Below are 20,540 nucleotides of genomic sequence, written 5' to 3'. Positions count from 1 at the left end.
AAATCGCTTCTTGAACAAAACTAATCCTGAAGTTTTTCAATACGAAATGTGCCAGTATTAATTTAAAGTTAAAGTTTGAAATCACGCAACAAACTCAAAATAGTTAACGATCCCATCTACGGGTTTATTACCATCCCAAATACCGTGATATTCGATTTGATCGAGCATCCATATTTTCAACGCCTGCGACGGATTTCCCAAATGGGCATGTCGTACCTCGTTTATCCAGGTGCGCACCACACCCGTTTTCACCACGCTTTGGGGGCGATGCATTTGATGCGTAAAGCAGTACAAGTACTTCGTTTTAAGGACGTTGAAATTTCAGAAGATGAGGAAGAGGCCATATATATCGCCATTTTACTGCACGATATTGGTCACGGTCCGTTTTCGCATGCTATGGAAAACAGCATCGTAGAAAGCGTGAACCACGAGCAGATTTCCCTATTCTTCATGGAAGAGCTCAACCGAAATTTTAACAACAGATTAACGCTTGCCATCACGATTTTTAAAGATGAATACGACCGAAAATTCCTGCACCAGCTCATTTCGAGCCAATTGGATATGGATCGTTTAGACTATTTGCGGCGCGATAGTTTTTATACTGGTGTTTCCGAAGGATCGGTAAATTCCGAAAGGCTCATCACCATGTTGAACGTACACAACGATAAATTGGTGGTAGAGGAGAAAGGAATTTATTCGGTCGAGAAGTTCATCATCGCCCGCCGGTTGATGTATTGGCAGGTGTATTTACATAAAACGGGCATCGTGGCCGAACAATTGTTGCTTCGGTTATTAAAACGCGCCAAACAATTGACCGATGCAGGGGTGGAACTTCCTGCAAGCGAGGCCTTGTCTTTTTTCTTGAAGAACGCCATAACGAAAGAAACCTTTACGAAAGAGGTACTGGAAACTTTTTCAAAACTAGACGATTACGATATCGTTTCGGCCATGAAATATTGGGTCGATTGCGATGATTTCATACTCAAAACACTTTCAAAAATGTTGTTGGACCGGGATTTGTTAAAGATAAAAATGAAAAAAAAACCTATTTCTTCAGAAAAAGAAAAAAAGAAATTGAAGCAGGTCATGAAAAATCATCATTTAACCGAAGAGGAGGCCGCTTATTTTGTGTTTACCGGCAGTATCCAGAATCAGGCATACCGCATGGACAAAGACACCATCGACTTGTTGACCAAAACCGGAAAAATAAAAGATGTGGCCAAGGCGAGCGACCAAGTGAACCTAAAAGCCCTATCGGAAAAAGTGATAAAATACTATCTGTGCTATCCAAAAAGCGATAACTAAACCTTTTTTTCTATTTTTGCAGGGATTATTGCCATACCAAAACCATTCAATAAAACAGGGAAAGCCTGTTTTCATGGCATTCATCACTAACCACAATGCTACTAAATGAAATTTACAGCAACACAAATAGCAGGTCTTTTAGAGGGGGAAATAGAAGGAAATGAAGATGCCGAAGTCTCAAAACTTGCTAAAATTGAGGAAGGAACCGCGGGGAGTCTTACGTTTTTGGCCAACCCGAAATACACCTCCTATATATATTCAACACAAGCTACCATAACCATCGTCAACAAAGAATTTGTTGCCGAACACGAAATCGATACCACCCTTATACGGGTAGATGATGCCTACAAGGCTTTTTCCAAGTTGTTGGAATACTACAACCAGGTAAAAATGAACAAAACGGGGATTGAAGACCCTGTTTTTGTTTCAGAAAGCGCTACGTATGGGGAAAACCTGTATTTGGGCGCTTTTTCTTATTTGGGTGATAACGTTAATATTGGAGACAACGCCACCATATATCCTAATGTGTACATTGGCAACAATGTGACCATAGGGGATAATGTAATTATTTTTGCGGGGGCCAAAATTTATTCTGAAACCATAATAGGCAACAATTGTGTAATCAATAGTGGAGTAATAGTTGGTGCCGATGGTTTTGGCTTTACACCAAATGAAAAAGGAGAGTATTCAAAAGTGCCACAAACTGGCAATGTAATCATTGAGGACAATGTCGATTTAGGAGCCGGAACCACCATAGACCGTGCTACGTTAGGTGCTACTATAATTCGTAAAGGCGTAAAACTGGACAACCAAATACAAATAGCCCACAATGTGGAAATAGGCGAAAATACTGTTATTGCAGCCCAATCTGGCGTTGCCGGATCGACCAAAATAGGCAAAAACTGCGTTATTGGCGGTCAAGTGGGTATCGTAGGCCATATTACCATAGGCAACAATGTGAGGATACAAGCCCAAAGTGGCATTGGCCGAAATGTTAATGACAATGAGGCATTGCAAGGTTCGCCAGCCTTGAGTTACAATAAATTCAATAAAAGCTATGTTCATTTTAAAAATCTGCCTGAAATAATCAAGCGATTTAATACTTTTGAAAAAAAATCTGACAATGATTGAGTGCAACTCCACAAATCAACAAACCATTGGCAAGGAAACATCCCTAACCGGAGTAGGCTTGCATACCGGAAAAGAGGTGACCATCACCTTTAAACCTGCGCCAGAGAATTACGGCTACAAGTTCGTGCGCGTAGATCTTGAAGGCAATCCTGTTATAGAGGCCGATGCAAATTTTGTCACCAATACCGAACGGGGCACTAACTTGGAAAAAAAGGGGGTGAAAATACATACATCTGAACATGTGCTGGCGGCTTTGGTAGGGATGGAAGTGGACAACTGTATGATAGAGCTCAACGCTTCCGAACCTCCTATAATGGACGGTTCGTCAAAGTTTTTTGTGGAGGCAATAGAAGCTGCCGGCGTTGTAAAACAAGAAGCCCCGCGGGAAGAATATGTAGTAAAAGAAGTTATTTCGTACACCGACGAAGAAACCGGCAGCGAAATAACCGTTATTCCTTCCGATACGTACCAAATTACCACAATGGTCGATTTTGACACCAAAGTATTGGGAACGCAAAATGCCACCTTACAGCACATTTCCAATTTTAAAGATGAAATTGCAAATGCCCGCACCTTCAGTTTTCTGCACGAGATTGAAACCTTGTTGGACCATGGCCTTATCAAAGGTGGTGACTTAAACAATGCCATCGTGTATGTGGACAAGGAATTATCGCCCGAAACCATGGAAAAACTGCGTGGCGCTTTTGGCAAGGATGAAATCTCAGTAAAACCCAATGGAATTTTGGATAATTTGACACTGCACCACCCCAATGAAGCGGCCCGCCATAAACTGTTGGACGTCATTGGTGATCTGGCCTTGATAGGGACCCGCATTCGCGGAAAAGTCATTGCCAATAAGCCCGGGCATACAGTAAATACCCAGTTTGCCAAAAAATTGTCGCGGCTCATTAAGATTGAAAAACGAAATAAAGTTCCGCAAATTGATATTTCAAAAGAACCGGTAAAAGACGTTAACGAGATTATGGCCATGCTGCCGCACCGCCCGCCTTTTTTATTGGTGGACAAAATATTGGAACTTACCGATACGGGCGTGGTAGGTCTTAAAAACGTGACCATGAACGAGCCATTTTTTGTAGGTCACTTTCCGGGGGCTCCCGTGATGCCTGGGGTTTTAATTGTTGAAGCCATGGCACAAACAGGAGGTATTTTAGCCTTGAGCACGGTTCCAGATCCCGAAAATTATTTGACGTTTTTTATGAAGATAAACAATGTTAAGTTTAAGCGGCAAGTAAACCCAGGGGACACGCTTATTTTTAATTTGGAATTGATTTCCCCCATTAGAAGAGGGATTGTCCATATGAAAGGCGATGCCTACGTTAATGATAAGCTGGTCACCGAAGCCGAATTGATGGCACAGATAGTAAAATCTAAAGAAGACTAAATGAACCAACCGTTAGCATACGTCCATCCGGGCGCAAAAATTGCCAAAAATGTGGTGATAGAACCCTTTACGACCATCCATAACAATGTGGTAATCGGCGAGGGCACGTGGATTGGCTCCAACGTAACCATTATGGAGGGAGCCCGTATAGGAAAAAACTGTACTATTTTCCCAGGTGCCGTTATTTCTGCCGTTCCACAGGATTTAAAATTCAAGGACGAAGAAACCACAGCCGAAATAGGCGATAATACGACCATAAGGGAGTACGTAACCGTAAACCGCGGCACTATAGACCGTGGAAAGACGGTCATTGGAAAAAATTGTTTGATTATGGCCTACTGCCACATCGCCCACGATTGCATTGTTGGCGATAACTGTATTTTTTCTAATGCCAGTACGTTGGCAGGCCATATAACTGTGGGCGACCACGTTGTTTTGGCCGGAATGACAGCCGTGCACCAGTTTTGTATGATTGGTAGCCACGCTTTTGTAACAGGTGGTTCTTTGGTGCGAAAGGACGTACCGCCCTATGTAAAAGGAGCCCGTGAACCGCTTTCTTATGTTGGAATCAATTCCATAGGATTGCGAAGAAGGGGATACGATACCGAAAAGATACGTGAGATTCAAAACATCTATCGCATCTTGTACCAAAACAATTACAACACGACCCAAGCTTCAGAAATTATTGAAGCTGAAATGGAAGCGACCCCAGAGCGGGACGAAATCCTTCAATTTATCAAAAACTCCAAACGGGGGATCATGAAAGGATATTTCAGTAATAATTAAATATGAGATGTGAGATTTTAGACGTGAGACATGAGATATGTTGGATGTTTGAAATTACTAACGTCAAATATTAGTAAAAGATTAAAAGACAAATCGGAATTCAGGAATTGTTTAATTCTGAATCCATAATTCATAATTAAAAAATATGGCAACTACATCAGATATTCGAAAAGGGTTATGCATTCATTATAACCATGATATTTACAAAATAATTGAATTTTTACACGTAAAACCCGGGAAGGGGCCGGCTTTTGTGCGTACTAAGTTAAAAAGCGTCACTACCGGAAAAACCATTGACAATACGTTTTCCGCAGGACATAAAATCGACGATGTACGGGTAGAAACGCATAAATTTCAATTCTTATATAATGAAGGGGAATTTTATCATTTTATGAACACGGAAGATTATACACAAATCCGTTTGCTGAAAGAAGCATTGGACACCCCAGAGTTAATGAAGGAAGGCGAAGTAGTTACCGTGCTCATCAATACAGAAGATAACGCCCCACTTTCTGTTGAAATGCCACCGCACGTCATTTTGGAAGTAACCAGAACAGAGCCTGGCGTAAAAGGCAATACCGCAACGAATGCCACCAAACCCGCCACTGTTGAAACCGGCGCCGAAGTGAACGTTCCCTTATTTATCAACGAAGGCGATAAAATACGTATCGATACCGAAAAAGGGCAATACCAAGAGCGGATTAAAGAATAGATTTACCTTTCAGCAAAAATTTAAATCCCGTCACGATGCTATTGTGACGGGATTTTTTATATTTGATTTCAAATTCATATAAAATGAAATTTTCAACGCCCCAAACCCTAAGTGCCATTGCAGGCATTATTGATTGCGATTATGTAGGCGAAGCTGCCTTTCCGGTGTTGGGGTTAAACGAAATACACGTAGTACAGCCGGGCGATATTGTTTTTGTGGACCATCCCAAATATTATGACAAAGCCTTACAGTCACTTGCCACTATTGTATTGATCAATAAAGAAGTGGAATGCCCTCCAGGAAAAGCCCTGTTGATAAGCGACGACCCGTTTCGTGATTTCAATAAATTGATCCACCATTTTAACCCGTTTGTGGCTGCTACGGCTGTCATTGCAGATTCAGCCAAAATAGGCCACCACACCATCATCCAGCCCAATGTTTTTATAGGCAACAACGTGGAAATTGGCGCCGATTGTATTATCCACCCAAATGTTTCCATTTACGACAATACGATAATTGGTGATAATGTAACTATCCATTCCGGTACGGTCTTGGGGGCCGATGCGTTTTACTATAAAAACCGCCCTGAGAAGTTTGATAAATTATTAAGCGGTGGCAAGGTTGTTATTAAAGATAATGTCGACATTGGCGCTCAATGTACCATCGACAGTGGTGTAACGGCCTCGACAACCATAGGGGAAGGCACCAAATTGGACAACCAAGTGCACATAGGGCACGATACCGTAATTGGCAGAAGGTGTTTAATCGCTTCGCAAGTAGGCATTGCCGGTTGTGTGCTGGTAGAGGATTTTGTAACAATATGGGGCCAAGTGGGCATTACCAGCGGGGTCACTATTGGCGAAAAAGCAGTGATTTCGGCACAAAGCGGCGTCAGTAAATCGCTTCCCGGTCATAAATCCTATTTTGGAACCCCGGCAGATGAATTCAGGAAAAAATACAAGGAACTGGCGTCCATTCGCTTAATTCCCGACATAATCGATAAATTAGATAAAATATAATGAGCACAAGTGCAAAAGAAATTGTGAGGCGATTTTACCTCTCAGATGTGTTAAACGAAAATTCGGTATTGGATAAATTTTTTCATCCCGATTTAGAACTACTATGGAACAGTACCAATGGGCTTACCATTATGAACCATAGCGATTTAGTAGATTATTTTACCGAAATGCGCCGAACCTACGACGATCTTAGGGTAGAAGTAAGCCATTTATTGGAAGATGGTGATTATGTTACCGTCCGGTATAAATATTACATCAAAACCATTGAAAACCCAGATGAAGAATTAGGAATTGCACATTTCATGGCCATTTGGGAAGTGAAGGATGGTAAGATTTTTCGGGGGCATCAAATAAGCCAACCGGTGACTGATAACGATGACACTTCAGAATCGTACCATAAGGTTAAGGTGTAAATTCTTTTAAAAACTATTTCAAAATAGTACCTTTGCACAGCCTTGCATATTCTGTTTGGCATGATACATTTCAATATAAAACAATAAAAAATTCTGAAAGAGAATGAGCGTTTTAGTAAATAAAGATTCAAAAATAATCGTACAGGGCTTCACGGGAAGTGAAGGTACGTTTCACGCCCAACAAATGATCGAGTACGGCACCAATGTCGTTGGAGGTGTTACTCCAGGTAAAGGTGGACAAAAGCATTTGGACAAACCTGTTTTCAATACCGTTGCCGATGCCGTTGAAGAAACCGGTGCAGACGTCAGCATTATTTTCGTTCCCCCGGCATTTGCAGCCGATGCCATTATGGAAGCCGCAAATGCAGGCATTAAGGTAATCATTACCATTACCGAAGGAATACCTACGGGCGACATGATAAAAGTTGCTGACTATATAAAAGACAGGGATTGCCGTTTAATTGGGCCTAACTGTCCGGGAGTAATCACTCCGGGCGAAGCCAAAGTGGGCATTATGCCAGGTTTTGTCTTCAAAAAAGGAAAGATAGGCGTGGTTTCAAAATCTGGAACGCTAACCTACGAAGCCGCAGACCAAGTGGTGAAGCAAGGTTTGGGCATCACCACTGCAATAGGTATTGGCGGTGACCCCATTATCGGGACTACGACCAAAGAAGCCGTGGAGCTGTTGATCAACGATGATGAAACCGAAGCGGTGGTCATGATTGGCGAAATTGGCGGTCAACTGGAAGCCGATGCTGCAAAATGGTACAAAGGTAGCGGAAGCAAAAAGCCAATTATTGCCTTTATTGCCGGTGAAACAGCCCCTGCAGGACGTACTATGGGCCACGCAGGTGCCATTGTGGGCGGTAGCGATGACACGGCACAGGCCAAAAAGAAAATTTTAGGGGAATGCGGCATTCACGTTGTGGATTCCCCAGCCGAAATAGGCAAAAAAGTTGCCGAGATAGTAGGCTAATATCCCATTATAGATAAATACCAAAGTCCTGTTGTTTTAACAGGGCTTTTTTTATATTTGGTGTGTATGTAAGATAAGCAGTATCTTGAATTATCCTGCAGGGTTTTAAAAACCCTGTAGGTATAAACAAAAAAGACCAAAACCAAACCAACAGCTATGAAATTATTAGAAGGTAAAACAGCAATCATCACCGGCGGTAGCCGCGGAATAGGTAAAGGAATCGTGGAAACATTTGTAAAACACGGTGCCAATGTGGCATTTACCTACAACTCGTCCAAAGAATCTGCAGAGGCCATCGCCGAAGAGCTCTCCAAAGAAGGCGTTAAGGTAAAAGCTTACCAAAGTAATGCTGCCAGTTTTGAAGATTCACAAGATTTAGCGGCCGAAGTGTTGAAAGAATTTGGAAGCATCGATATATTGATCAATAACGCGGGGATTACCAAAGACAATTTGTTGATGCGCATTTCGGAAGAAGATTTCGACAAAGTAATCGAAGTGAACCTGAAATCGGTTTTCAATATGACGAAGGCTGTGCAACGTGCTATGCTGAAACAGCGCAAAGGCTCTATCATCAACATGAGCTCGGTAGTAGGGGTGAAAGGAAATGCCGGGCAAACCAATTATGCCGCTTCAAAAGCTGGGATCATCGGTTTTACAAAATCTGTTGCCTTAGAGCTCGGCTCACGCGATATCCGGTGCAATGCAATCGCCCCGGGTTTCATTGAAACCGAAATGACCGGTAAGCTTAATGAAGAAACAGTACAGGGTTGGCGCGATGCCATTCCGTTAAAGCGGGGCGGCTCGCCAGAGGATATCGCCAATGCCTGCGTATTCTTGGCCAGCGATCTTTCTGCCTACATAACGGGACAAGTGTTGAACGTGGACGGTGGGATGCTTACTTAATCAGTAGCCAGTTGGCAGCATTTCGATAAAGCTCAAGACAATTGAATAGTAGTCATCCCGAAGGAGAAACGATCAGGGATCACATCTGAGTCAGCAAAACGATCTTAAAGTATTGATGATGTGATCACTCCTATCGTCGAGATGTCTGGAAAACTTTTTCTATTTTTTATAACCTCTAACTTCTAAAAACCAATAATTGACAACCGAAACCATACTATATATCTGTATCGCCGGCGTAATTTCCCTTGTGCTGGCGTTGTTTATGTATGGATATAAAACTAAATATTCTAAATCGCTACGTTGGACATTTGGAATTTTACGTTTTATCACGCTCTTTTCACTTTTAGTATTGTTAATTAACCCAAAGTTTAAAAGTGAAACCTATTCCGTTGAAAAGCCGCACCTCCCGGTGTTGGTGGACAATTCAGCTTCCATCGCCGAACTGGAACAAACGGATAACGTTTCAGCTTTGCTCGATAAACTTAAAAACAACAGCGCGTTGAACGATAAATATGATGTTTCTTATTTTTCCTTCGGAAATGATTTTGGCGAGCTGGATTCCTTATCTTTTTCCGAAAAGAACACGGATCTTTCAAAAGCGCTCGATGCTACCAATGCCTTGTTTAAAAATGAAACCGCTCCCACAATATTGGCAACTGATGGCAACCAGACCCTTGGGCGCGATTACGAGTTTTCATCCGCTACTTATAAAAATGCAATTTATCCTTTAATTTTAGGCGACTCCACCACCTACACCGATCTTAAAATAGCGCGTTTAAACAGCAACCGTTATGCGTTTTTAAAAAATAAATTTCCGGTTGAAGTGATCTTGGTTTACAACGGAACCGGTTCGGTAAGATCTCAGTTTATCATTTCGCAGAACGGCACGACGGTTTACCGGGAAACGGTGGCTTTTTCAGAAAACGCCAATAGCAAAACCTTGAACTTCACCCTTCCGGCCTCAAATGTGGGCTTGCAAAAATACGTGGCGCAAATTTCACCTTTGGAAGATGAAAAGAACACCACCAATAACACCAAACAATTTGCCGTTGAAGTGATTGACCAAGCGACCAATGTGTTGGTGGTGAGCGATATCATCCATCCAGATTTAGGGGCGTTAAAAAAAGCCATAACCGCTAACGAACAACGAACACTGACCATAAAAAAACCTTCGGAAGCCGCTTCATTGCTCAATGACTATCAATTGATTGTGCTGTATCAACCAGAGCGTGGTTTTGCCCAAGTTTATTCAGAAATTAAAAAACTCAAGAAAAACACCCTAACGATTACCGGTACAAATACCGATTGGAATTTTTTGAATGGGATACAGCAACAGTTCAAAAAAGAAACCAGTTTGCAAACCGAAGACGTTTCGGCTGTATTAAATAAAAATTACAGCACGTTTGCCGTAACGGACATTGGTTTTAACGATTTTCCGCCGCTTACAGCTACTTTTGGCGAATTGCGGGTTATGGTTCCGTACGAAACACTGTTAGATCAGGCCATCAATGGGTTTGAAACAGGAAATCCATTATTGGCCACTACGGAATTAAACGGCAAGCGAGACGCAATCTGGGACGGAGAAGGCCTTTGGAAATGGCGCGCCCAGTCCTATTTACAACATGATAATTTTCAAGAATTTGATGGATTTATAGGAAAGTTGGTACAATATTTAGCTTCAAACAAACGCCGCAGCCGATTGGAAGTGAGCAATGAAACATTTTATTACAACAACAGCCCGATAAAGGTTTCAGCTCAATATTTCGACAAAAATTACGTGTTCGATTCCCGTGCGGCCTTGAACATTACCGTGCGCAATGTGGAAACCGATAAGCGGACCAAGTTTCCGTTATTGCTGAAAAACAATTTTTACGAAGTAGATTTAAACAGCTTACCGGCAGGGGATTACCAGTTCACGGTTTCAGTTGAAGAAGAAGAAATTGCCCGAGACGGAAGTTTTACCATCCTCGATTTCAATGTGGAGCAGCAGTTTTTAAACGCCAATGTTTCCAAGCTGAAGCGTTTGGCCGAAAAAACTTCAGGAACGGCTTATTTCCCTATGAAAACCGATGCGTTAATAGAAAGCCTTATCACAAATGATTCTTACCGATCCATTCAGAAAAGCGAACTAAAAACCGTACCTTTAATCGATTGGAAATACCTGCTCGCGCTTATTGTGTTAACGCTTAGCGCTGAGTGGTTTATAAGAAAATACAACGGACTTATATAAACCAAAAAAAGAAGAAACAGCATGGAAAGATTACCCAAAATTGGAATACCTTTAATTATAGGTGTCATCATCATTATTATTGTAATTGCTAAATCTGCAGTAACCATATCTTCGGGGGAAGCCGGAGTGCTCTATAAACGCTTTGGAGGTGGAGTGGTAACCGATGAACCCGCTATGGGCGAAGGTTTTCACATTGTCGCCCCATGGAACGACGTATTTATATATGAAGTACGGCAGCAATCGTTGGACGAATCTATGAAAGTACTCTCATCCAACGGGTTGGACATTCGTTTGGAAGCCTCAGTGTGGTTTGAGCCTGAAGATGCAAATTTAGGAAAGCTCCACAAGGAAAAAGGGGAAGATTACATTACACGATTGATAAAACCGGCCGTACGATCTGCAACTCGAGCAGTAGTGGGACGGTACACCCCTGAACAATTATACGCCAGCAAGCGCGAATCCATACAAAGTGAAATGTTGGAAGAGACCAAAAACCTGCTACAAAATCAATTTGTACAAGTAAACCGAATTTTAGTGCGCGATATCTCGTTACCGGAAACTATAAAAATGGCCATTGAACGTAAATTGAAACAAGAACAGGAGTCTTTGGAATATGAATTCCGATTGGAAAAAGCACAAAAAGAAAAAGAGCGCCAACGTATAGAAGCAGAAGGTAAAGCGAAAGCCAACAGTATTTTAAGTGCATCGTTGACCGATAAGATTTTACAGGAAAAAGGAATTCAAGCCACGATAAAACTTTCCGAATCCAACAACAGTAAAGTTATTGTAATTGGTTCTGGCGATAGCGGAATGCCTATTATTTTAGGAAATCAGTAGTCAGTTACAGTTAAACAGTAAAACTTCGATTTAATTATATCTTAGAAACCCTTTCAGAATTTTTTGAAAGGGTTTTTTTGATTGTAATGCAACAATATTTTTTTGGCAACTGTGTTATTTCTAGTGGATAAAGCATGTGGTTTATAGAAGGAATAATATCTCGAGCGCAGTCGAGAGGCTTTGAGGTCTCGACTGCGCTCGACCAGACGCGACAAATAAGCATTCAATTTTATTGCTGCTAACGTTCAGCTTAATTGCTTAAAGCTAAAACTATTTTAAGGTGTTTTTGTTATAAAACGTCATTTCTTCTACCTAGTTTTTGTTTGCTGATTACTGCGTACTGAATACTGCAAACTTTAATTCCTAATCAATCCGCTTCCAGATTTTGATGAGCACAATACAGCAGAGGGCAGCTGCGATGGATAGTAGGGTAGCCGTTGCGAGGTTACCATAGATAAAATACCCCGTGGCAAACAAGACACTGTACGTGCCGATAATACCTAAAAAGAACGCCAATATTTTATAGTTGAAATTGTAAAACTTGCTTTTTTTGCCAAACACCAAGGATTTAAAACTTTCTAAGGTGTCTTTATCGGTTGGTCGTGTTACCAGCGTAACTAAAATCCAACCAATTGTGGTAACCACCACACCAATAGTTAACTGCCAATACCCGGCTAACTCAAAGAACGGATTGTCCAATTTTCCATTGATAAAAAAGAAAATTGCTATCAAGAAAGAAATGGACATCGCCGCAATTTCACTGTATGGGTTTATGCGGCTCCAAAACCACCTTAGGATAAACAACAGTCCAGTACCGGCACCAATTTGAAGCAATAGGTCAAATACGTCTTTGGCCGATTGCAAATAAAAAGAAAACAAAGCAGCCGAAGCCATCAACACCACGGTGGAAATTCTACCCACCAATACTTTTTGTTTTTCTGAAGCATCAGGATTGACAAACCGACCATAAAAATCGTTTACTACATAAGAACTTCCCCAGTTTAGCTGTGTGGAAATGGTACTCATAAATGCAGCAATAAGCGAAATAAGTACCAAACCTATTAAACCGGCCGGCAAATAGGTCATCATGGCAACATAGGCGACATCGTGTCCGTGCATTTCGGCATTCAGGTTAGGAAAAGCCGAAACAATACTCTCTAAATTAGGGAACACGACAATAGAAGCCAACCCTACCAATATCCAAGGCCATGGCCGTACGGCATAATGGGCAAAGTTAAAGAACAACGTGGCCCAAGTAGCATGTTTTTCGTTTTTTGCTGCCAGCATACGCTGGGCAATATAGCCACCGCCTCCTGGTTCTGCTCCGGGATACCACGTACTCCACCATTGTACGGCAAAAGGGATGATGAAGAGGGTGATTAACATTTCGGTATTCGAAAAATCTGGGAGGATGTTAAGTTTTGTAGCTACTTGTTCATTTTCCAGCAAGTTTGAAAGACCGCCAATTTCGGGAAGGTTCAATATATATACTGTCGCCCAGATAGACCCGACCATGGCAATGACAAATTGAATTAAATCGGTTATCAAAACACCTTTTAACCCTCCCAAAGAAGAATAAATCACCACGATTATAGACGAATAGAGCAACGCTTCTTCTTGTGAAATCCCCAGAAGGATGTTGGCAATCTTGGCACCGGCCAAACAAACGCCGGCCATGGTAATAATGTTAAAAATCACTCCTAAATACAACGCCCTGAAGCCCCGTAAAAACTTGGCCGCTTTTCCCGAGTAGCGCAGTTCATAAAATTCCAAATCGGTCAAAATGCCCGATTTTCGCCACAATTTGGCATAGAAAAACACGGTGAGCATTCCGGTGAGCAGCATGGCCCACCAAACCCAATTACCAGAAACGCCGTTTTTTCTTACCAATTCGGTTACCAATCCGGGGGTGTCGGCGGCAAAAGTGGTGGCCACCATGGAAATACCCAACAGCCACCAAGGCATATTACGGCCCGAAAGAAAAAACTCTTGAGTGTTCTTGCCCGATTTTTTGGCAACGACCAGCCCGATGATTAAAAAGATAGCAAAAAAAGAAAGGATCAACACCCAATCTAACGTGGCTAAGTGCATAGTGTGTGTTTTAGTAAGCGATCAAAGATTTTGCCTGGCCAACCCAGTTATCGCGTTCAATCCTTCCGGGAAAAAAATCGATAATTTCGGTAAGCGCACGAATGTTCGAAGGAGTAAGCCTGCTTATTTGAGCATAGGTGTAAATTCCTGTTTCGTTGAGTTTCTCTTCAATGTAAGGGCCAATGCCGTCTATTTTTGTGAGGTCGTCCCGTTCAAAACTGTGAGCAACGCCAATGGTTTCAAAATCCAGTTTTGGTTTGTCTTTGGTATAGGTAACAAAACTAGTCCGGGTTTTTTGCAGCACATCTTCCGGGTTTACGATTTCTTTTTGCGTCTGTTTTACCACTTCAACGATTTTAGGCTTTATTTCTGTAAAAATGGTTTCAATATCGTTCACTTTTTGCTGTGACTTGGCAGCGTTTACCTCGCCTTTAAGTTTTTTTATAAAGCTTCTGCTTTTTCCTTTTTGCAGCCACCAGCCGGAAAAGTAACCGATGAGAAACGAACTGAGCATTAAAATAAAAATCCCCACTAACCCGGGCAATTGCGCTATGTATTCAGTAATGCTATCCATTGTAATTGTAAACGATCTCTATTCTTCTGTTAACGTTCCTTCCACGTTTGCTATTGTTGGTGTCTATGGGTTCTGTTTCTCCTTTGGAGGCTGCTTTTATAGTTGACTTGTCAAAACCTCCTTTTGAAATCAAGAACCACCTTACTTGTCTAGCATATTGAAGCCCCATACGGTAATTGTCGTTGGCGTTGCCTACATTGTCGGTATGGCCTATTACTTCAATGGACATTTCCGGATGATTTGACTTGGCGGTTTTTATGTCTTTAAGCAACTTACGCAAATCACTGTTCACGATAATACCGGTTTCTGAAAATTTAGGATATACCGTTACCGTTTCGGGCAGGTTGATCGTCATTTGCTCTCCACGGTCTTTGTCCCAAGGTTTGAAAGCAAATGAAAACCCGTTGCTGAAGGCCCCATTTTCATTAAATGAAATATCCTTGATCACCGGTTTTATCACTATTTTTTCTGAAGAAACCCCCGTTGCCATCAACAGCTGCTTTATTTTGTTTCCCCGTTGTATTCCTAAATTTGGGGTTTCCATGTTTTCTTCGGGGCTGTAAATGGAAGTGATTTGCACTTCTTTGTCTGGGTGTTCGATTAAATAGGTGTTTATGTTGTACTTAAAATCGATGCTGCTTTCAGGAACTGCAATAGTTGCGCTGTTTCTATGCGAACGTATCCCTTCGTTAAACATAAAAACGATAGCGCCATCTTCATTTTTAACGGTCATTGCATTAGTTGTTTCCACCGTTGAAGAATCGATTTTTGGAGGATTGTTTTTAAGGCTATTGGGCACGGTGTCGGGAATGTTTACCGTATCGGCTTGAAGGGTGTTTTCAGTTAAAGCGGCCGTCGGTTCCGTGTCATTTTGAAGCCATGAATAAAGCCAAAGCCCAAAAAATGCCCAAATAAGGAAAATGAAAAATGCTATTAAAAAACTCCTCAAAGCGTGTAAAAAATTGATTTATAGAACGTAAGTTATTTCTTGTTTTTCTATAAAAACAAATCTAACAAAATATTGTATTTATTTTACTCAATAATTATATGTTTATTAATAATTATATAAACATTTTTGTTTAGCTTTGTACCCATCTTATGAAACAGATAGCATTACATCATCACCATATTAATATCCACGCTCTTGCGAGGTGATACTGGTATGTTGTAAGTAAACTTATATAAACTATATCGAAACCCGTTTGAGCAACCTCAAACGGGTTTTTTCATGCGCTAAATTTAAAAAAAATGAAAGTATTAAAAATTGCTGTACAGAAATCAGGTAGACTTAATCAAGAGTCGCTCAAAATTTTAAAAGATTGTGGCATTGCCATAGATAATGGCAGAGATCAATTAAAGGCACCTGCTAAAAATTTTCCACTGGAAATCTACTATTTACGTAATGGTGACATCCCTCAATACTTAAATGATGGCGTGGTGGATTGTGCTATAATAGGCGAGAACCTTTTAGTGGAAGACGGAAATAAGATTAAAGCAATAGAAAAGTTAGGCTTTTCCAAATGCCGGGTATCATTGGCTGTTTCAAAGTTTTTTGAATATAATAGTATAAAGAATCTTGACGGAAAACGGATTGCGACTTCTTATCCAGAAACAACAAAGAAATTCTTAGCTGATAAAGGAATCACAGCCGATTTACACATTATCAACGGAAGTGTTGAAATAGCCCCCAATATCGGTCTGGCCGATGGTATTTGTGACATTGTGAGCAGTGGCAGCACGCTTTTTAAAAACAACTTAAAAGAAGTGGAAGTCATTCTTAAAAGCGAGGCCGTATTGGCTGTTTCACCAAAAATAAGCGGTGAAGAAAGAGCAATACTGAATAAATTATCCTTCAGACTTCAATCGGTATTAAAAGGAAGGGATAATCGCTATGTGTTATTAAACACGCCAAACGATAAGATTGACGCCATCTCAAAGTTGTTGCCAGGTATGAAAAGTCCAACCATTTTACCATTGGCAAAAGAGGGGTGGAGCAGTATGCATTCAGTAGTGAATCAAGAAGAATTTTGGGATGTTATAGAAGAATTAAAAGCTGTAGGCGCTGAAGGAATTTTAGTATGTCCAATTGAAAAAATGATCGCATAATGAAAAAAGTATTTAACCCAGATAAAGCATCTTGGAACGAGCTGCTTAAAAGGCCCACGCAAACCGTTGCAGCTATTGAAACGGTTGTAAACGAAATTTTTACTGAAGTTAAACTAAAGGGAGATCAGGCGGTATCTCGATATACTCAACTCTTTGATGGCACAACGCCAGAGAACGCATTGGTTTCAGAAGAAGAAATCAGTCAAGCGGTAAAATCTGTTTCTCCTGAATTAAAAGAAGCAATTGAATTAGCAAAATCAAATATCACAACATTTCACACAGCGCAAAAAACAAAAAGAGTTTCAGTAGAAACGACTAACGGAGTGATGTGTTGGCAAGAAAAACGACCTATTCAAAAAGTGGGATTGTATATTCCTGGAGGCTCGGCACCACTATTTTCTACTATCCTAATGCTTGCTGTACCAGCAAATATAGCCGGTTGTAAAGAAATTGTGCTTTGTACGCCGCCCGATAAGGAAGGGAAAATAAATCCGGCAATTCTTTATACAGCAAATTTATGCGGCGTAACCAAAATCTACAAAATAGGCGGTATTCAAGCTATCGCTGCGATGACGTTTGGTACTGAAAGTGTTTCTTCGGTGTATAAAATTTTTGGCCCAGGAAATCAGTACGTTACCGTTGCCAAACAATTGGCGACCAAGTATAATGTAGCGATCGATATGCCCGCAGGACCCTCGGAATTATTGGTGTATGCAGATGATACTGCAATGCCTTCATTTGTAGCTTCAGATTTATTGAGCCAAGCGGAACACGGTCCTGACAGCCAGGTGATTTTAGTGTCAATTTCTGAAAAAATAATTAATGAAATCGAAAAGGAAATCGAAGCCCAATTAGATAAATTGCCAAGAAAAGATATTGCAATACAGGCTATTGCAAACTCTAAGCTTATTTTGGTACATACAGAGGAAGAAGCCTTAGAAATGATCAATGCGTATGGTCCAGAACACTTCATTGTTATTTCAGAACATGAAGATTATTTCGTTGAGAACATTCAAAATGCAGGTTCTGTTTTTATAGGAAATTACACTCCTGAAAGTGCTGGGGACTACGCTTCGGGGACCAATCACACTTTGCCTACCAACGGCTACGCAAAACAATATAGCGGTGTTAACTTGGGTAGTTTTTTAAAGAGTATGACGTTTCAGAAAATTTCAGAAAAAGGCATTCAAAACATTGGCCCTGCAATTGAAACGATGGCAGATGCAGAAGGGTTGCAGGCTCATAAAAACGCAGTATCAATCCGTTTAAAAAGTTTACAATAATACGATGAAAAATACATTCAACTTAAAAACATTGGTACGTCCCAATGTTGCAGCCTTAGAGCCGTACAGTTCTGCCCGTGATGAATTCACAGAAACAGGCGCTTCGATGGTTTTTTTGGACGCGAACGAAAATCCCTTTGAAAATGGTGTAAATCGCTACCCCGACCCGCAACAACGGCGTTTAAAGAAAGAGATAGGGACAATTAAAGGCATTTCAGAAAAAAACATGCTGTTGGGTAATGGTAGCGATGAAGTATTGGATTTGCTTTTTAGAGCCTTCTGTGAACCCGCAAAAGACAATATAATAACGCTTCCGCCAACCTACGGAATGTACAAAGTACTCGCTGGAATTAATAATATTGAAAACAGGGAAGTGTTGTTGACTGAAGCATTTCAACCCAATATTCCAGCCATTTTAGAGACAGTTGATGCACAAACCAAAATAATTTTTCTCTGTTCACCCAATAATCCGACAGGGACGGCTTTTTCTGAAGCTAAAATTAAACAACTATTAAGCAGTTTTAAAGGTTTGGTGGTAATCGATGAGGCGTATATCGATTTTTCAGAAAAAGAAAGTTGGTCAAAAAAATTAGCGCGGTTTCCTAATTTGGTCGTTACCCAAACCCTTTCAAAAGCTTATGGAATGGCAGGAATAAGACTGGGCATTTGTTTTGCTTCCGAAGAAATTATTGCTGTATTAAATAAAATAAAACCACCTTACAACATCAACTCTTTAACACAGGAGAAAGCTATACATCGACTACAGAAAATATCAACTACAAACAATGAAATAGACTCATTAATAATAGAAAAGAATAAGTTATATAAAGCTTTACTTGAAGTAAATTTTATCAATAAAATAATACCTTCAGAAGCTAATTTTATTTTGTGTCGAGTAGATGATGCTACAAAAAGATATAATCAATTACTGGAAAAAGGATTTGTAGTTCGCAATCGCAGCAGTCAACCGCTTTGTGAAAATATGTTACGTTTTACAGTAGGAACACCCGAAGAAAATGCACGATTAATCGCTTCACTAAAACAACTTCAATAATGAAAAAGAACGTATTATTTATAGATAGGGACGGAACCTTAATTAAAGAAACCGTTGATGAACAAATTGATGCCTTTGAGAAGATGGTCTTTTACCCAAAGGTTTTCACGTATTTGGCTAAAATAGCTAAGGAATTGGATTTTGAGCTCGTTATGATTACCAATCAAGATGGTTTGGGCACTGACTCATTTCCAGAAGAAACATTCTGGCCTGTTCAAGATTTTATACTCAAAGCTTTTGAAAATGAAGGCGTGGTTTTTAATGAGGTTTTTATAGATAGAACTTTTCCTCATGAAAACGCACCTACGCGAAAACCAGGTACAGCATTGTTACAGCAGTATTTTTCAGGGGAATACGATTTGAAAAACTCCTTTGTAATCGGTGATCGATTAACCGACGTGGAATTGGCTAAAAACTTAGGTGCAAAAGCTATTTTCATCAATGATGACACTCAATTGGGAACAAACGAAATAAGCGTTAAAAAAGAAGATTTAAACTCGGTCATCGCATTAGAAACCAATGACTGGAAAGCTATTTATGAGTTTTTAAAGTTAGATGCAAGAACTGCCGAAATCAAAAGAAAAACAAATGAAACAGATATTTCCATACAGTTAAATCTTGACGGCACAGGAAAAAGTACCATTGACACCGGGATTGCGTTTTTTGACCATATGTTGGATCAAATAGCGCGGCACGGTCAAATGGATCTTACGGTACATGTTACGGGTGATTTAGAAGTAGACGAACACCACACCATAGAAGACACAGCTATTGCTTTAGGCGAAGTGTTTTCAAAAGCACTGGGCAACAAGCTTGGAATAGAGCGCTACGGATTTTGTTTGCCCATGGACGATTGCTTAGCGCAGGTTGCCATTGATTTCGGCGGACGAAACTGGTTAGTCTGGGAAGCCGATTTCAAACGGGAAATGATCGGTAAAATGCCTACCGAAATGTTCTACCATTTCTTTAAAAGTTTTACAGACGGAGCTAAGGCTAACCTTAATATTAAAGCAGAAGGAACCAATGAACACCATAAAATAGAGTCGATTTTTAAGGCTTTTGCTAAAGCAATAAAAATTGCAGTAAAGCGAGATACAGACAAGATGATTTTACCATCTACAAAAGGCGTATTGTAATGAATATAGTTATTATAGATTATGGTGCCGGAAATATTAAAAGTCTACAGTTTGCTATTGAAAGGTTAGGGTTTAATGCTGCTTTGAGTAGTAATGAAGAAGAAATTAAAACTGCCGATAAAGTGATTTTCCCTGGTGTAGGCCACGCAGACAGTGCGATGAAAATGCTAAAAGAAACAGGCTTAGACAAGCTCATACCGACCTTAAAACAACCCGTTTTAGGTATTTGTTTGGGAATGCAATTGCTTTGTACTACTTCGGAAGAAGGGAATACGAAGGGTTTAGGTATTTTTAATGTTGACGTAAAACGGTTTTCAAACACCTTAAAAGTCCCGCAAATGGGCTGGAATACCATTTCAAACTTACAGTCTGATTTATTTAAAGGTATTTCAGAAAATGAGTTTATGTATTTGGTGCATAGCTACTATGCCCCAATTTGCGATGAAACCATTGCAATGACTGACTATGACGGGGGTTATTCTTCTGCATTGCAAAAAGACAACTTCTACGGCGTTCAATTTCACCCAGAAAAAAGTAGCGTTGCTGGAGAAAAAACATTAAAGAACTTTTTAACGATTTAAT

19 protein-coding genes are annotated in these 20,540 nt (G+C 40.5%); 16 read left to right on the top strand and 3 right to left on the bottom strand.

Annotation, left to right across the window (positions count from 1 at the left end; translation table 11 throughout):
- Positions 1-75 precede the first annotated feature (75 nt).
- The 11 genes from DDV96_RS11695 (at position 76) to DDV96_RS11645 (ending at position 11,714) form a co-directional block, all read left to right on the top strand.
- Positions 76-1,305, top strand: coding sequence for an HD domain-containing protein (locus DDV96_RS11695; RefSeq protein WP_116694953.1), 1,230 nt, complete (start codon positions 76-78; stop codon positions 1,303-1,305).
- Between the two features lie 105 nt (positions 1,306-1,410).
- Positions 1,411-2,436 carry a UDP-3-O-(3-hydroxymyristoyl)glucosamine N-acyltransferase gene (gene lpxD, locus DDV96_RS11690; RefSeq protein WP_116694952.1) on the top strand — a complete coding sequence of 342 codons (1,026 nt, stop codon included), beginning with the start codon at positions 1,411-1,413 and terminating at the stop codon, positions 2,434-2,436.
- Positions 2,429-3,838 (top strand): bifunctional UDP-3-O-[3-hydroxymyristoyl] N-acetylglucosamine deacetylase/3-hydroxyacyl-ACP dehydratase, encoded by a 1,410-nt coding sequence (locus tag DDV96_RS11685; protein ID WP_116694951.1) that lies wholly within the window; start codon positions 2,429-2,431, stop codon positions 3,836-3,838. The genes lpxD and DDV96_RS11685 overlap by 8 nt, the downstream gene beginning before the upstream one ends.
- Positions 3,839-4,624, top strand: a complete 786-nt coding sequence (gene lpxA / locus DDV96_RS11680; RefSeq protein WP_116694950.1) for an acyl-ACP--UDP-N-acetylglucosamine O-acyltransferase — start codon at positions 3,839-3,841, stop codon at positions 4,622-4,624.
- Positions 4,625-4,769: 145 nt separating this feature from the next.
- Positions 4,770-5,336 carry an elongation factor P gene (efp, locus tag DDV96_RS11675; protein WP_116694949.1) on the top strand — a complete coding sequence of 189 codons (567 nt, stop codon included), beginning with the start codon at positions 4,770-4,772 and terminating at the stop codon, positions 5,334-5,336.
- 83 nt (positions 5,337-5,419) lie between these two features.
- The gene (locus DDV96_RS11670) at positions 5,420-6,355 is read left to right on the top strand and encodes a UDP-3-O-(3-hydroxymyristoyl)glucosamine N-acyltransferase (RefSeq protein WP_116694948.1); all 936 of its coding nucleotides are present in this window, start codon (positions 5,420-5,422) and stop codon (positions 6,353-6,355) included.
- Positions 6,355-6,768, top strand: coding sequence for a nuclear transport factor 2 family protein (locus DDV96_RS11665; RefSeq protein WP_116694947.1), 414 nt, complete (start codon positions 6,355-6,357; stop codon positions 6,766-6,768). The genes DDV96_RS11670 and DDV96_RS11665 overlap by 1 nt, the downstream gene beginning before the upstream one ends.
- 103 nt (positions 6,769-6,871) lie before the next feature.
- On the top strand, positions 6,872-7,744 hold the full coding sequence (gene sucD, locus DDV96_RS11660; RefSeq protein WP_116694946.1) for a succinate--CoA ligase subunit alpha: 873 nt from the start codon (positions 6,872-6,874) through the stop codon (positions 7,742-7,744).
- A 156-nt stretch (positions 7,745-7,900) separates the two neighbouring features.
- A complete protein-coding gene (fabG, locus tag DDV96_RS11655; RefSeq protein WP_116694945.1) occupies positions 7,901-8,647 on the top strand; it encodes a 3-oxoacyl-[acyl-carrier-protein] reductase in 747 nt (248 codons plus the stop codon).
- 196 nt (positions 8,648-8,843) lie between these two features.
- Positions 8,844-10,877 (top strand): VWA domain-containing protein, encoded by a 2,034-nt coding sequence (locus tag DDV96_RS11650; protein ID WP_116694944.1) that lies wholly within the window; start codon positions 8,844-8,846, stop codon positions 10,875-10,877.
- A 21-nt stretch (positions 10,878-10,898) separates the two neighbouring features.
- Positions 10,899-11,714 carry a prohibitin family protein gene (locus DDV96_RS11645; RefSeq protein ID WP_116694943.1) on the top strand — a complete coding sequence of 272 codons (816 nt, stop codon included), beginning with the start codon at positions 10,899-10,901 and terminating at the stop codon, positions 11,712-11,714.
- Between the two features lie 363 nt (positions 11,715-12,077).
- Here DDV96_RS11645 and DDV96_RS11640 read toward each other — a convergent pair whose 3' ends face one another.
- From DDV96_RS11640 to DDV96_RS11630, 3 genes are read right to left on the bottom strand one after another with little or no spacing between them, the layout of a single operon-like run.
- Entirely contained in the window at positions 12,078-13,805 is a 1,728-nt protein-coding gene (locus DDV96_RS11640; protein ID WP_116694942.1) for a sodium:solute symporter family protein, read from the bottom strand.
- Between the two features lie 10 nt (positions 13,806-13,815).
- A complete protein-coding gene (locus tag DDV96_RS11635) occupies positions 13,816-14,379 on the bottom strand; it encodes a hypothetical protein (protein ID WP_116694941.1) in 564 nt (187 codons plus the stop codon).
- Positions 14,372-15,328, bottom strand: coding sequence for an OmpA family protein (locus DDV96_RS11630; protein ID WP_116694940.1), 957 nt, complete (start codon positions 15,326-15,328; stop codon positions 14,372-14,374). The genes DDV96_RS11635 and DDV96_RS11630 overlap by 8 nt, the downstream gene beginning before the upstream one ends.
- 299 nt (positions 15,329-15,627) lie before the next feature.
- Between DDV96_RS11630 and hisG the strand changes: the two genes are divergently transcribed.
- From hisG to hisH, 5 genes are read left to right on the top strand one after another with little or no spacing between them, the layout of a single operon-like run.
- A complete protein-coding gene (gene hisG / locus DDV96_RS11625) occupies positions 15,628-16,485 on the top strand; it encodes an ATP phosphoribosyltransferase (RefSeq protein ID WP_116694939.1) in 858 nt (285 codons plus the stop codon).
- Entirely contained in the window at positions 16,485-17,768 is a 1,284-nt protein-coding gene (gene hisD / locus DDV96_RS11620) for a histidinol dehydrogenase (protein ID WP_116694938.1), read from the top strand. The genes hisG and hisD overlap by 1 nt, the downstream gene beginning before the upstream one ends.
- 4 nt (positions 17,769-17,772) lie before the next feature.
- Positions 17,773-18,822: a histidinol-phosphate transaminase gene (hisC, locus tag DDV96_RS11615; protein WP_116694937.1), complete on the top strand. Its 1,050-nt coding sequence runs from the start codon at positions 17,773-17,775 to the stop codon at positions 18,820-18,822.
- Positions 18,822-19,958: a bifunctional histidinol-phosphatase/imidazoleglycerol-phosphate dehydratase HisB gene (gene hisB / locus DDV96_RS11610; protein WP_116694936.1), complete on the top strand. Its 1,137-nt coding sequence runs from the start codon at positions 18,822-18,824 to the stop codon at positions 19,956-19,958. The genes hisC and hisB overlap by 1 nt, the downstream gene beginning before the upstream one ends.
- On the top strand, positions 19,958-20,539 hold the full coding sequence (gene hisH, locus DDV96_RS11605; protein WP_116694935.1) for an imidazole glycerol phosphate synthase subunit HisH: 582 nt from the start codon (positions 19,958-19,960) through the stop codon (positions 20,537-20,539). Before hisB ends, hisH begins: the two co-directional genes overlap by 1 nt.
- Position 20,540 lies beyond the last annotated feature (1 nt).

Origin of the sequence: Marixanthomonas spongiae (genome assembly GCF_003095375.1) — a bacterium.
Classification (GTDB): domain Bacteria; phylum Bacteroidota; class Bacteroidia; order Flavobacteriales; family Flavobacteriaceae; genus Marixanthomonas; species Marixanthomonas spongiae.
The sequence above is the reverse complement of the archived record's forward strand: the minus strand, read 5'-3'. Positions and strand labels throughout refer to the sequence as shown.